Source organism: Gillisia sp. Hel_I_29 (assembly GCF_000744275.1).
Taxonomy (GTDB): Bacteria; Bacteroidota; Bacteroidia; order Flavobacteriales; family Flavobacteriaceae; genus Gillisia.
Map to the genome: position 1 here is coordinate 1004430 of NZ_JQLP01000005.1, position 15236 is coordinate 1019665.

Here is a 15236-nt window from a genome sequence, read left to right on the forward strand (position 1 = left end):
TGAAGTTTGAAGTAAATTATTTGTATTATATTCTCACTACTCACTACTCACTACTCACTACTCACTACTCACTACTCACTACTCACTACTCACTACTCACTACTCACTACTCCAAAAACTATTCTTTCTCACCCAATTCAAAATAGCGTTCGGTCTTTGTCTCAATTTCATCTAAAACTTTTTGAAGCTCTAAAGAGGTTTTGTCTATTTCTTCTCCAGACAATTCTTCCAGAAATTTTGCCTGGATCTTTTCTTTCTGCTTTTCTAAATTCGGAATCTCTTTTTCTAATTTTTTAAATTCTTTCTGCTCATTATATGTCAATCCAGAATTTTCATTATTAGATTTCTTTTGAGATGTGGTTTCCTTAGGAATCTCTGTAGATTTATTATTTGGAGTTGAAGCTTCTAAAGCTTCATATTCTCTATAATCTGAATAATTTCCAGGGAAATCTTGAACCTCAGCATTTCCTTTAAAAACAAATAGGTGATCTACGATCTTGTCCATAAAATACCTATCGTGAGTAACTACCACCAAGCAACCAGGAAAATCAAGTAAAAAATTCTCTAATACATTTAAAGTAACAATATCCAGATCGTTGGTTGGCTCATCCAAAATCAGGAAATTTGGATTCTGAATAAGAATGGTACATAAATAAAGACGCTTTCGCTCACCACCACTCAGTTTCTCTACAAAATCATATTGCTTTTTTCTGTCGAATAAAAAGCGTTCCAGCAATTGTTGCGCAGAGATCTGACGACCTTTTTGAAGCGGAATAAAATCTCCAAATTCTCTAATAACGTCTATAACCTTTTGCCCGGGCTTACTTTCAATTCCACCCTGCGTATAATACCCAAATTTAATGGTATCTCCAATAATCACTTTTCCGGAATCTGGTTTGATGTTTCCGGTAAGCATATTCAAAAAAGTAGATTTTCCGGTTCCATTTTTCCCAATGATACCAATACGTTCTCCTTTTTGAAAATTATATTCAAATTTATCTAGCAGTTGTTTGCCTTCATAGCTTTTTGAGATCTTATGAATTTCAACGATCTTGCTTCCCAATCGTTCCATATTAATCTCCAACTGCACCTGATGATCTTTTCTTCTTTTAGATGCTCTTTCTTTAATATCATGAAAATCATCTATTCTAGATTTAGACTTTGTGGTACGGGCCTTTGGCTGACGGCGCATCCAGTCTAATTCTTTTTTGAAGAGTTGTTTTGCCTTATCAGTATTGGTTTGATCTAACTCTATTCTGGCATCTTTTTTATCTAGATAGTAGGAATAGTTTCCTTTATAAGTATAGAGAACACCATCTTCTAACTCTACTATTTCGTTACATACACGTTCTAAAAAATACCTATCGTGCGTAACCATAAATATGGTAAAGTTCTCTTTTTTGAAATATTCTTCCAGCCATTCGATCATATCAAGATCTAAATGGTTGGTAGGTTCATCCATTATTATAAAGTCGGGTTTATGCAAAAGCATATTGGCAAGAGCCAAACGTTTTTTCTGTCCTCCAGAAAGATCCCCTACTTTTTTATTTAGTTCCTCCAGTTTTAGTTTGAAAAGGATCTGCTTATACTGAGATTCAAAATCCCAGGCTTGAAGCATATCCATTTCCTCAAAAGCTTTTTGATAGGCTTCAGCATCATCTGGGTTTTCGAGTGCCTTTTCATATCTGGCAATCACTCTTAATGTTTCATTATCTGCAGCAAAGATGGTCTCCTCTACAGTTAGATCTGGATCTAGATCTGGTTCTTGAGCCAAGAATGCTGAAGTGATATCTTTTCTATAAACCACTCTACCATCATCTGGAGTATCGGTACCGGCGAGGATATGTAGCAATGTAGTTTTTCCTGATCCGTTCTTGGCCACGAATCCTACTTTTTGCCCCTCATTAATTCCGAAGGAAATGTTTGAGAACAACTTATGCTCCCCAAAAGATTTAGCTATATTTTCAACCGATAGATAATTCACAGATAATTTTTTTGCAAAAATACTCAGAATTTACCGGGTTCAAAGTAGATTAGTTTTATTATTAGCTTACATCTGTTATATTTGTTTGGGTTAGCATGTGCGAAGATCGAAAAACACTATCTTGCCACCATATTTGTTGAGATTTCGGGATCTATTAGTGATATATTCTCTGAAATTCAAAAAGTATAATACCCCTATAAAACCGAACTTATTTATATCCCCTCTATGAGATATATATTAATAATTTGCTTTTTAGTTATAGGTCTAGGTTTTACCTCCTGTGTTCCTACTAAGAAAATAACGTATTTGCAGCCTAATGAGAAGGTAGTAGATAGTATTATTGAAATACATAAATTAAATAAACCTTATAGAGTACAGATTAACGATCTGTTGAGTATTCGAGTAAAGGCATTAGATCAGGAACTGGTGGGGATGTTTAATCCAATAGATGAAAATAATCTTAGCGCTACTGGTGAGGAGCGATTGTATTATGATGGTTTTTCTGTAGATCAGCATGGAAATATAAGAGTGCCAACTTTAGGAGAGATCAACGTTCTTGGTTTCACCGTAGAGGAGATACGAAACAAAATAGAAGCAGAGCTTTTAGATAAATATTTTAAAAGTGAAGCCAATATTTTTGTAACTGTAAAATTAGCAGGAATTAGATATACTACGTTGGGTGAGATTGGATCTGGAAGCCAGGTTATCTATAAAGAACAAGTAAATATTATGGAAGCCGTAGCTCAGGCAGGTGGTATTACAGAATATGGTGACATGACAGATGTAAGAATCATAAGGCAGACTCCTGCTGGTGAGGAAATTCATAGTATAGACCTTACCAGAATTAAAGCTACTCAAAGTCCATATTATTACATTCAACCTAACGATCTTATTCTAGTAAATCCATTACCTCAAAAAGCTTTAGGGGTAGGTACCACAGGCTTAGGGAATTTGAGAGATATTATAAGTGTGATCACCTTGTTAACCTCTGTAATATTAATTGTTACCAGATAATTTATGGCGCACGAAGAAGATCATATCTCAGATGTAGGTTCCACCTTCGATTTTAAAGGCTTTGTACTTAAAATTATAAGTTATTGGCAGTTGTTGGTGATCTCTATTGCTATAAGTTTAGGAGTAGCCTATTATAACAACGTTCGGAAATTACCGGTATATCAACTCGGGAACTCGATCTCTATTAAAGATGATCAAAATCCATTTTTCACCTCTAATACCAGTTTAACTTTTAACTGGGGAGGAACATCAGATAAAGTAAATACCGCAGTTACCATTTTAAAATCTCGCTCTCATAATGAAGAGGTTGTAGAGCGCCTTCAGTATTATATGGATTATTTGGTAGATGGCGAATACCAGCGAATTGATGCCTATGGTTCAACACCATTTAAGGTAAAAGTAGATACTTCAAAAGCTCAGGCTTTAGGCTTAGTAATTAAATTAAAAATGGTAGATGCTACTAGTTTTAACTTAAGTGCTACGCTTCCTGCCTCAGTAATCGGGCAGAATTACGCCACTAAAGAAAAGGAGAGTATAGACCTTCAGGCTCAAGAATTCAGTAAAAATTATGGTTTTGGAGAATCTATAGACCTTCCATTTTTTAGCGGAACTCTACAAAGAACAGAGCAGCCTTTGCAAGCAGGAAAGGAGTTTTATATTCGCTTCTTAAATTTTGATTCTGCCGTAGGGAAATATCGATCTGTTTCTGTTAACCCAGACGGACAAGGCGCATCGGTTTTAAATTTGAGTCAGGTTGGTGGCAATAAAGCTCGAATTGTAGATTATTTAAATGGTACGGTAGCGGTGCTTAGTGAAAATATGCTGGAGCGAAAGAATCTCTTTGCTACTAAAACTATTCGATTTATAGATAGTAGTTTGGCTGTAAAGTCTCGTGAGCTACAAACTGTAGAAGATGAATTAAATCTATTTCGAAATCAGAATTCTATTTTAGATATTTCTGCGGAAGGGTCTGATCTTTCAAACAAGCTATCTACACTAGATGTAGAAAAAGAACAAATAAGAAGACAATTAGCTTATTACAATACATTGCAAACCTATCTTCAAACAAAAAATGATTATTCAAATGTTCCAGCTCCATCAGTAGCAGGTATTAATGAAGGTAGCATCTCGAGCGGAGTAGGGAAAATAATTGCACTAGCAGAAGAGCGAAGTAATTATCAATATACTTTAAAAGAGAACTCGCCTGTATTTGATGATATAGATAGACAAATTAACTCTATTAAATCTATTTTATTAGAGAATATAAGTTCTTCTAAAGGCTTATTACAAGATCAAATAAATAGTATAAATAGAAAAATTTCTGAGGCCGAAACCGAGATAAAGAAATTACCAAAAGATCAGCAAGACCTTTTGAAGATCCAAAGGAAGTATAGTTTGAGTGAAAAGACTTATAATCTTTTCTTAGAAAAAAGGAGTGAAGCTGGTCTGGTAAAAGCGGCCAATGTGAGCGATGTAATGGTAATAGATAATGCCAAAGACATTGGAGGAGGAAAAATTGGGCCCAATACAGAGCTTAATTATGTAATGGCCTTATTAATAGGGGGAGTAATCCCGTTAGTTTTTGTTTTCTTGATCGTATTTCTAAATACCAATATTCATAATGCTCAAGAGGTAAGCAGAATGTCCCCAATTCCCATATTAGGATTAATTGGTAAAAATAAGTCTGATGATAATCTGGTAGTTTTCAACAAATCTAAATCTGCCATTGCAGAAAGTTTTAGAGGATTGAGAAGTAGTCTGCAATTCATGTATAAAAAGCAAGGAGTTGTAGGGTCTAAAACTGTGTTAATTACCTCTTCGGTTTCCGGAGAAGGAAAAACCTTTTGCGCAATGAACTTAGCTACCGTCTTTGCTTTAAGTGAACGGAAAACAGTATTAGTAGGTCTCGATTTACGTAAGCCTAAGATCTTTGATGATTTTGAATTGAAGAATGAGGAAGGGATCGTGAATTATTTAATAGGAGAGGCAACAATAGATCAAATTATACAAGAGAGTAAAATTCCACATTTAGATGTTATAACAGCAGGGCCTATTCCTCCCAACCCATCAGAATTATTAATGGCAGATCAAATGGAAACTCTAATGGAAGATCTGAAAACCAGATATGATTATATAATTTTAGATACCCCACCAATCGGGATCGTAGCAGATGCCATGAACCTTGTAAAATATGCAGATGCATCTTTATTCTTAATTAGACAAGATTATACTAAGAGAGGCATGTTGGAGTCTATTAATGAGAAATACGAAAAAGGAGAATTGAAGAATATCAGTTTTGTCTTAAACTACTTCCAGCACCGTGCTAAATATGGATATGGGTATGGTTACGGATATGGATACGGCTATGGGTATGGATATTCTTATAATAAATACAATGCCTATGGGGAGACTCCTAAGGGTGTTAGGACATTAAGGAAGATTTGGAGAAATGCAATGAAAAATTTTGAGTAAGTTAGAGTGATTTATGTTCTAATCTTAAAATATCTTTGGCAAAAATTTTGCTGAATTCTGTAGCACCTCTATCATTTAAATGGCTGCAATTATAAAAATAATCTTCTTGAAAGGGGAATACGTGAGAATAATCTAAAAAACTTGGAAGTTTGTTTTTTAATTTTTTTGAATAATTCAAGTTCTTAGTATTAGGACAATAAGGAGCCATAAAATAGATTATAGTTATATCATTCTTTTTAGCGAAAGCATTAATCTTATTAATGTAATTGTTTCTGCTTATAACATGATCTGGTAAAGTGGAAGACAATTTTTGATTAGTACTTCCATATTTTGGAAAGTATCCATTTTTAAAATCGGTAGCTGATCTGTGATTAATTGCGGAATTAAAGAATTCCCTAAATCCTAATTTATAATCATATATCAGATACCTATAAAATGGAATATATTTTAATTGATAAAATTCCTTATCTCTTTTCTTTATCAATTTTGTGATAAAGTCCTTATGAATATATGGCATTAGATAGCTTTTCAAAATTTCAGAATTTCCATCCATATTGAAAACATAGTCCACCTGGATAAATACCTTTTTGAATTTTATATTTTGCTCCTTCAGAAGTTGTAGAATTATATAGTAATCATCAATTTTCGCACCTTGAAATCCTAAGTTGATGGTCGATTTACTTGTAATCGAAGTAATAATATCAGCATTTATGGTATTATCGACACGGGAAGACCCAATAAATACATAATCAACTGTATCATTCTCCCTTTGCATAATGTAAGAGAGTTTGTTTCTTGCCGTACCATGATGATATGTATAGGTATAAATGAAATCTAATAAATATAGACTTAGGATTATAATAACAAGAATGGATAACAGATACTTAAGAAATTTTTTCATCTTAAAATTGAAAATAAATAAATGTGGAGTGGTTGGAAAATACTCCAAATAGAAGGATCATCCATAATATTAATATAGTTTTTAAAAGTTCAAATTTTCCGCTTAAAGGTTGTTCTTTAGTTTTATTGAACCATTCAATTATTATAAAAATTAAGATTAATAAAACCATTTCTACACTATACCTTTCTATTGTTAAATATTCTATTTTAAAGGAATGATTGTTTATAATTCTCTTCAAATATTTAAAACTGTCGGAGATAGTTGATGATCTAAAAAAAACCCACGCAATACAAGTAATAAAAAAAGTGAATAAAATTCTAATAAGGTCTCCGAATGTAGTTGCAGTATGCTCTTTTTCTTTAACCATTATATTTGTTCTTGACCTTTTAAGTAAAATAGGTGCAAAAAATATAGCATGAAGACCACCCCAAGCTATAAATGTCCAGTTGGAGCCATGCCAAAATCCACTCACAAGAAAAATGATAAATACGTTTCGTAGCTGCTGAAACTTACTCCCTCTGGAACCTCCTAATGGAATATATAAGTAATCTCTGAACCATGTAGATAAAGAAATGTGCCATCTCCTCCAAAATTCACTAATATTTTTTGAAAAATAAGGGTAATTGAAGTTTCTCATTAAATCAAATCCAAACAACCTAGCCGTTCCGATGGCAATATTTGAATAGCCTGCAAAATCACAATAGATCTGAAATGCAAAGTAAAATGCACCAAGTAATAAACTTAAACTATCTACTCTATCATAAGAATCGAAAATTGCATTAACGAAGGTTGCACAATTATCTGAAATCACCATTTTTTGAAAAAGTCCCCATATTATCAATTGGATTCCACTTTTGGCTTGATGAAAATCGAATTTTCTGGGATTGATAAACTGAGGAAGTAAATTCTTAGCGCGTTCGATTGGCCCTGCAACTAATTGAGGAAAGAAGGAAACATAAGTAGCAAATACGACAAAATTTGAAGTGGGTTGTATTTCTCTTCTATACACATCTATAGTATAACTCAGCGTTTGAAAAGTATAAAAGGAGATTCCTACCGGGAGTATAATTTGTAAGCTGTTATAATCTGAAGATAGTCCAATAGAGTTACCAAGTTCTATAAAGCTCTCTATAAAAAAGTTGAGATATTTGAAATATCCTAGTAGCAATAGATTACAAGCTATACTGCAAAAGAGTAAAACCTTTCTCCACTTTTTAATCTCATTCTTATAAATGGCAATTGCAATAGAATAATCTACTAATGTACTTCCTGCTATGAGTAATAGAAATCTATAATCCCACCATCCATAGAAGAAATAACTAGCTACTAATAATAGTATATTTTGATAACTTACTTTTTTGATTATAAACCAATAAAGAATAAAAATAACTGGAAGGAAAAGTAAAAATGGAATAGAATTAAAAATCATTGTAAGCAGATAGTTGAAAATCTAATTTATATTTATAGATCAAATAAAATTTAAAAAGATAAATTTGCTCAAAGAGAGTTCTGCTGCAATTTATTAATATCTTTATTAGTATTAGACAGTTTAATAGAAATATTAAAATCCCCATCTTGAAAGAAATAAATTCGGACTGGCTTTACGTGATCACTCCTAAACATAAATTATTTGACCTTAATTTTAAAGAGATCTGGCGATATAAAGATCTTTTATTTCTTTTTGTGAAAAGAGATATTGTAACCGTTTATAAACAGACAATTTTAGGTCCTATTTGGTATTTCATACAACCACTGTTTACCTCAGTGATATTTACCTTAGTTTTCAACAATATAGCTAGTATTGAAACTGGAGCAGTACCGGCTTTTTTATTTAATCTTACCGGTATCACCGCTTGGAATTATTTTAGCCAGTGTTTAACAGGAACCTCGAATACTTTTGTTAGTAACAAAGGCTTGTTTGGGAAGGTGTATTTTCCAAGATTTATAATGCCTTTAAGTACCACATTTTCAAACTTACTAAAGCTAGGGATTCAACTCTGCATCTTGTTTTTCTTTTATATCTATTTTGTCATTAAGGGAACAGCTATTTCTCCCAACTTAAATTTATTACTATTTCCAATATATGTTATAATGATTGCATTATTAGGGTTGGGAGCCGGAATGATAATTTCTGCATTTACAACCAAATACAGAGATTTATCTGTTCTAGTAGGTTTTGCAGTGAGCTTATTGATGTACATTTCTGCGGTTCCATACTCATTAAGGGAAGTACAAAAAGGCCAGCCAAAATATGCATGGATTGTAGAATACAATCCATTAACACAGATCATTGAAGGCTTTAGATATATGATCCTGGACTACGGTGTTTTTACCTGGTGGGGATTCTTGTATGCCTTAATAATATCGATACTACTTTTTCTAGTAGGTTTGATCATTTTTAATCGTACTGAAAAAACATTTATAGATACTGTTTAAAGTTGGTGTCAAATAGAGTTCTAAATTATGGATGATAATCAGAAAAAGAATATAGAATTTTACGATCAGAAATATCAATTTTTAGATGCAGAAGTAAATGGTATTCTTAAAAGGCTTAATAAACTGGATGTTTTTTTAGCAGATGCTACATCTACAGATACCAGTTGGGTTGGGTTATATCACGGTGATTTTCAGAATAAGATAGTTGGTAAAAAAATTTTAGAGCTTGGATGTGGAGATTGTGCAAATGCTGCAATCATGGCTGCATTGGGAGCAGATGTATATGCTAATGATATTTCTTCTAAGAGTGGGGAGATCATTGCAAAAGTGAATGAGCTATATAAATTTACTCATCCAATTGTTTTTATCGAAGGAGATTTCTTGACTGCAGATTTTAAAGAAAAAGACTTTGACTTTGTTGTAGGGAAAGCATTTTTACATCATCTCACTCATGATGTAGAACGCAAATTCTTTAGTAAAATATGTGAATTATTGACTCCTACAGGGGAATCTAGGTTTTTTGAACCTGCTGTAAATAGTATAATTTTAGATGAGGTTAGATGGCATATTCCAGTACCAGGAAGACCATCAAAATTCTCTAAAAATGCTTTTCAAATATGGAAAGCGAATGATCCTCATCCGGAGAGAGATAACAGTAGTACTCATTTCAAAAAATTAGGCTTAAAATATTTTAATGATGTAAAAATTATTAATCTTGGAGCTCTGGAAAGGTTTCATAGATTACTACCTGCATATTTTAATTCAAGGTCATTTAGAAAGAAGGCATTTGTTTGGGAAAGAAAACTTCCTTGTTCTTTTAACAGAATACTTGCTAGAAGTCAGGTTATTATTTATACTCATAAGAAATCAAATAAAATTTAAGATCATTAGGTGTTTAAGGATAAAAGAAAATTACCAATCTTACTATTAATCTATCTGTTAAATCCAGTATTTGTATTTGGATTGATCTCTTGGCTGTTCCTTGATTTTAATGGATATAAACTGAAGGTGAATTTCACAGAAAATATATGTCTTGCTTTAATTGCTTATATTTTTATAACATTAGAAAATTCTATTAAGTTTAGAAAGTATATTTTTTGGAGTATTTATATCTTATTATCGCTAAAAATCTTCATAGATCTTTCTTATTATAATCTTTATGGCAATTCTATTGGTCCTTCGACGATATATATATTAATGGAGACTAATTTAACTGAGGTTTTCGAATATTTTCAAGCCAACTCATCATTTTTTTCAATTTGCATAATTGCATTATTAGTATGGCCACATTTAATACCCTATAAGCACAGGGACATAAAATTAAACTTCCTAAAATTTGAATTGAATAATCTTTTCTTGATATATATATTGATAGGAACGCTTTTTTTGTATTTTTTTCAAAATTTATATATTCATAATTTTTATTATAAAACATGGACTTCTTATAAAAGCTATGTTGAACAAAGCAAATTGTTCGATCATCTAGGACTGCATAATAAAATTGGTAAGTTTAAACATGTTACTTCTCAAAGCAATCCCTCCAAGCAATTATATGTTGTGGTTATAGGAGAATCTACTACCAGGCATAAAATGGGGCTTTATGGGTACAAGAGAAAAACAACTCCTTTGCTTTCAAGCCTCGATGACGAACTTAAAGTTTACACAGATGTTATAAGTCCTGCAACTCATACCATCCCTAGTCTTTCAGAATTATTGACCGGTTATGATCTTAATAAAACCCATTTTAAGGGTGATGGTAGTTTAATTCAGTTAATGAACCAGGCAGGGTTCAATACCTATTGGATTTCAAATCAAAGGCCTGTGGGTTTGAATGAAAATTTAATAACCAAACTTGCCTCTGCATCTACCAAAACGTATTTTTTGAACATTAACAATTACAATTTAACCACTCCATATGATAATGTTGTCCTACTTAAATTGCAAGAACTGCTTTCACAAGATTTAAACAAAACTTTTATTATCATCCATCTGTTAGGGACTCATGCGTATTACAAGAATAGATATCCAGAGAGTTTTAATAAATTCAATACTGGATCTGACTTTGTAAAAACTTTAAATGATTCTGAAAATGAAATTGTAATTGAATATGATAATGCTATTTTATACAACGATTATATTGTTTATAATATAATACAAAAGGTGAAATCTTTAAATTTAAATTCATACGTACTTTACCTCTCAGATCATGGAGAAGATGTTTTTGAAATAAATCATTCCGCATCTCATACTGAAACTAATGGAACAAAACCAATGTATGATATTCCATTTGTTTTGTGGACTTCAAAGAAATATAACAAGACAAGATCTATAGATTTAGACTTACATAGGCCCTACATGTTAAATGATTTAATATATAGTATTGCAGATTTGTCTAAAGTAAGTTTTTTGGGATACCTGCCAAAGAGGAGTATATTTAATAAAAGGTTTATAGCTAGAAATAGAATTATTTTTGATAGTATTAACTATGATAAGCATTTTAAGCCATGAAGAAAGCACTTTTTATAATATTCTTTCTCTTGGTTGCCGCAATGGCTTATAAATATTGTTCTCATCCATTTGTTCTGAAAATTCTTTTTCCTAAAAAAATATGGATCCATAGAGTAAATAGTTCCATAAAATTAAAAGAGGTCTGTTCAGATTATTATGGAGTAGAATTAGATGTAATGTGGTTGGATGGAAAATTTGATGTAAATCATCCACCTGCGAAATCTATAAATCTTTATCTAGAAAATTATTTTTCAGTACTCGAAGATCCTAAGAAATTGCATTATTGGTTGGATTTTAAAAATTTAACCAAAAGGAATTCATTGGCATCTAGTAAGCATCTTCATAATCTGGCCAGAGCACATAAAATTCAAACAAATCATATATTAGTAGAATCGTCTAATACTTTGCCACTTGAAAATTTTAAGAATTTAGGTTTCAAAACTTCCTATTATTTACCAGAAAATTTGGATATAGCTGATAGCATAAAAATTGATCATATTGGCGAGATCATACGGACGAGCAATACAACTTTCATTTCTTCTTCATTTAATGATTACTTATGGTTAAATGAAAATTATCCTGAAAAGAATAAAATATTATGGTATCTAGGGAGCTGGGGAGGATACAAAAATAAGATGAATATCTACCGAACTTTATTAGACGATAAAGTGAAAATTATACTGTTTCAATATAGTTCTATAAAAGGGGATAGATAATAAATTAAAATATAGTTATATTTTTGACTCTTACCATTAATTCTAGAATGATAGAAATTTATGAGCGTAATACTTAAGGCCGAAAACATTTCAAAGCAATATCGTCTAGGAACTGTAGGTATGGGGACTTTAAGTCATGATCTTAATAGATGGTGGCATAGCATAAGAGGCAAGGAAGATCCATATTTAAAAATTGGAGGAGTTAATGATAGAAGTCTTAAAGCATCAGGAGATTACGTATGGGCGATAAAAGATATTAATTTTGAAGTAAAGCAAGGAGAGGTACTAGGAATTATTGGTAAAAATGGAGCTGGTAAATCTACGCTCTTAAAAATTCTCTCCAGAGTTACTGCACCTTCCACAGGAATTATAAAGACAAAAGGACGAATAGCTTCTTTACTAGAGGTAGGTACAGGTTTCCATCCGGAATTAACCGGAAGAGAGAATATCTATTTAAATGGAGCTATTCTAGGTATGACCAAATCTGAAATTACTACTAAACTGGATGAAATTATAGACTTTTCCGGATGCGAAATGTATATTGATACACCGGTGAAAAGATACAGCAGCGGGATGACGATAAGATTAGGTTTTGCAGTAGCCGCGCATTTAGAACCGGAAATCTTGGTGGTAGATGAGGTTTTGGCAGTTGGAGATGCCGAATTCCAGAAAAAAGCAATAGGTAAAATGAATTCTCTTTCTAAGGGGGAAGGACGTACTGTGTTGTTTGTAAGCCATAATATGGCAAGTATAAATAGTTTGTGTACAAAAATAATCGTTCTTGAAAATGGGAATATAATTTTTGAAGGGAATACTAAAGATGGAATTGATAGTTATTTACAATTAAACCAAAATACTGGGTTTACAGGTGTTTATAATAAAAAAATAGAGAATGGCTCCGGAATAGAAAGCTTAGTAATTGTAGATAAAAACAACAAAAACAGAACTGAATTTGGTTTTGATGAAGTTATAACCATTAAATGTAAAATTTTAATTGAAGAAAAATATTTGAATGCTCATTTAGGGTTTCGGGTGGTTGATAAGAGTGAGCAAATTATTTTTACTACAGAATTTAAATTATCATCTAAAATTGATAGTGCAGGGGTTTACTCTTTTATAGTGGAAATTCCTCATAAATTTTTAGTTCCTAATACGTATTATTTGAATTTTGGTTTGCATATACCTAATGTTATAATGATTGATTATCTGGAAAATTGTTTGTCTTTTCAAATTGTAGAAACAGGTTCAGATTTTCATATCTATCAAGGGCGGGATTTTGGTTGCGTATTTGTAAACTGCGCCTGGAATGAAATTGCTTATCCAATATAAAATAAAAAATGAATGCTAAAAAAGTTACTAAAAAAGATATTGAAAATTGAGAAAGTTACAGAAGTAAACTATGATTCTGATAATAAAGAAACGTATAAATTGCTTATAGATATAAAGTTACAAAATGGGAGGATTTGGTCTTCACAGATAAAGAATAAGAAGGTTGAAACTTTACATGATGCTGAGTTTAAGGTTTTTTCTCAATGGGGAGATGATGGAATTATTCAATATTTAATTAATTATCTTGAAATAAAAAATAAGATTTTTGTGGAATTTGGAGTAGAAGACTATCTAGAATCCAATACCAGATTTTTACTTATTAATGATAATTGGTCTGGACTCGTAATAGATGGAAGCGAAATGAATATTGCTAAAATAAAGAAAGATGAAATATATTGGAAATATGATCTAATAGCTAAATCTGCCTTTATCACTAAAGATAATATTAACCAACTTATTGAAGAAGAAGGGATTTCAGATGAAATTGGATTACTGCATATAGATATTGATGGTAATGATTACTGGATTTGGAAAGCTTTAACCATAGTAAAACCAATTTTAATGATTGTGGAATATAACAGTGTTTTTGGGTACGCAAGAGCTATTACAATACCCTATGAGGAAGATTTTGTTTGGACAGCGGCACATTATAGCAATCTTTATTTTGGCACTTCTATTTTAGGACTTTGCGATTTGGCAGAAGAAAAGGGATATTCTTTTATTGGTAGTAACAGTGCAGGGAATAATGCTTATTTTGTGAAAAATGAATTCTTAAAAGGTTTGAACCCATTGACAGCTAAAGAAGGTTATGTTGAAATGAAATTCAGACAATCCCGGGATAAGGATGGGAATTTGAATTATTTGAGAGGAAACGAAATTTTGAAAAGTATTAATGGAATGCCTATTTATAATACAAGATCTAATAAAATTGAAAAATTATAGATGACATTATTAAATATGAAAATTCAAGGAATAATATAAATATGGGCATTTTTAAATTATTGAATAAAAAAAAAGGAAATTCACAAAAGAATATTGAATATTCGATTGGGAAATACACTGTAAATATTCCTCATAATCATCCTTTACCTCAATATCAAAAATCAAATAAATTGTATGACAGATTCTTACCTGTTTTGGTCAAAAATTTAAATTCTGATAAGATAATAATAGATGTTGGAGCAAACGTGGGTGATAGTACAATTGCTTTGATACAGAATTGTGAAAATCCAATTTATTCGATTGAGCCTTCAGAATTATTTTATCCATATCTAGAAAAAAATATAAAAAAACTTTTATACTCCGATAAAAAGCGAGTTATATGTTTAAATAAATTCATTGGTACCGGTGATTTTAATGGTCAATTATTGCACTCGGGAGGAAGTGCAAGCGTGACCACGGAAAGTTGTTCTAACGTTATTAATTATGAAACTCTGGATGGCTTAATTCAGGATCATTCAGCTGTTGAATTAATTAAAGTGGATACCGACGGTTATGATTTTGATGTATTAAAATCATCAGGAAATATATTAATTAAATCAGAGCCAATATTATTTTGGGAAAATCAAATGTTTGAGGAATTTCAAATAAAAGGATTTAATGATCTTTATAAAATACTTGAAAAAATAGGGTATAAGTATATTTATATTTTCGATAATTTCGGAAACCTAATAATTGAAGAATCAGATTTTATAACACTTAAGAAGATCAATTCCTATGTCCTTTCAATGGATAGAAATCAATCAACAAGAACATTTTTTTATACAGATATACTTGCAGCTACTGAGAGAAACCATTCTACCGTTAAGAAAGCTATGTTAGAATATAAAAAGGATTGGTTACCTTTAGAAAACACAAAAGAGCAAACAAAATAATT

Annotated in this window: 12 protein-coding genes; 9 read left to right on the forward strand and 3 right to left on the reverse strand. The window is 31.5% G+C overall.

Going from position 1 to position 15236, the window contains the following annotated elements; all coding sequences use genetic code 11:
- Positions 1-118 precede the first annotated feature (118 nt).
- Positions 119-1984: an ABC-F family ATP-binding cassette domain-containing protein gene (locus P163_RS09640; protein WP_034890188.1), complete on the reverse strand. Its 1866-nt coding sequence runs from the start codon at positions 1982-1984 to the stop codon at positions 119-121.
- A 225-nt stretch (positions 1985-2209) separates the two neighbouring features.
- On the opposite strand from P163_RS09640, the gene P163_RS09645 reads away from it, so the two are divergent.
- Positions 2210-2998 carry a polysaccharide biosynthesis/export family protein gene (locus P163_RS09645; RefSeq protein ID WP_034890191.1) on the forward strand — a complete coding sequence of 263 codons (789 nt, stop codon included), beginning with the start codon at positions 2210-2212 and terminating at the stop codon, positions 2996-2998.
- 3 nt (positions 2999-3001) lie between these two features.
- Positions 3002-5470: a polysaccharide biosynthesis tyrosine autokinase gene (locus P163_RS09650; protein ID WP_034890193.1), complete on the forward strand. Its 2469-nt coding sequence runs from the start codon at positions 3002-3004 to the stop codon at positions 5468-5470.
- Between the two features lies 1 nt (position 5471).
- Here P163_RS09650 and P163_RS09655 read toward each other — a convergent pair whose 3' ends face one another.
- Positions 5472-6371 carry a hypothetical protein gene (locus P163_RS09655; RefSeq protein WP_156100679.1) on the reverse strand — a complete coding sequence of 300 codons (900 nt, stop codon included), beginning with the start codon at positions 6369-6371 and terminating at the stop codon, positions 5472-5474.
- A 1-nt stretch (position 6372) separates the two neighbouring features.
- A complete protein-coding gene (locus tag P163_RS09660; protein WP_034890197.1) occupies positions 6373-7800 on the reverse strand; it encodes an MBOAT family O-acyltransferase in 1428 nt (475 codons plus the stop codon).
- A gap of 146 nt (positions 7801-7946) precedes the next feature.
- On the opposite strand from P163_RS09660, the gene P163_RS09665 reads away from it, so the two are divergent.
- The 7 genes from P163_RS09665 to P163_RS09695 all read left to right on the forward strand — a co-directional run bounded on the left by P163_RS09665 (position 7947) and on the right by P163_RS09695 (position 15234).
- The gene (locus P163_RS09665; protein WP_034890199.1) at positions 7947-8807 is read left to right on the forward strand and encodes an ABC transporter permease; all 861 of its coding nucleotides are present in this window, start codon (positions 7947-7949) and stop codon (positions 8805-8807) included.
- A 27-nt stretch (positions 8808-8834) separates the two neighbouring features.
- Positions 8835-9689: a class I SAM-dependent methyltransferase gene (locus P163_RS09670; RefSeq protein ID WP_034890203.1), complete on the forward strand. Its 855-nt coding sequence runs from the start codon at positions 8835-8837 to the stop codon at positions 9687-9689.
- 588 nt (positions 9690-10277) lie between these two features.
- A complete protein-coding gene (locus P163_RS09675) occupies positions 10278-11315 on the forward strand; it encodes a sulfatase-like hydrolase/transferase (RefSeq protein WP_197055432.1) in 1038 nt (345 codons plus the stop codon).
- A complete protein-coding gene (locus P163_RS09680; protein ID WP_034890207.1) occupies positions 11312-12031 on the forward strand; it encodes a hypothetical protein in 720 nt (239 codons plus the stop codon). Before P163_RS09675 ends, P163_RS09680 begins: the two co-directional genes overlap by 4 nt.
- Positions 12032-12091: 60 nt before the next feature.
- Positions 12092-13360: an ABC transporter ATP-binding protein gene (locus P163_RS09685; RefSeq protein ID WP_034890209.1), complete on the forward strand. Its 1269-nt coding sequence runs from the start codon at positions 12092-12094 to the stop codon at positions 13358-13360.
- 12 nt (positions 13361-13372) lie between these two features.
- A complete protein-coding gene (locus P163_RS09690; RefSeq protein WP_034890211.1) occupies positions 13373-14302 on the forward strand; it encodes a hypothetical protein in 930 nt (309 codons plus the stop codon).
- A gap of 59 nt (positions 14303-14361) precedes the next feature.
- A complete protein-coding gene (locus tag P163_RS09695) occupies positions 14362-15234 on the forward strand; it encodes an FkbM family methyltransferase (RefSeq protein WP_197055433.1) in 873 nt (290 codons plus the stop codon).
- The last annotated feature ends 2 nt before the right edge of the window (positions 15235-15236 follow it).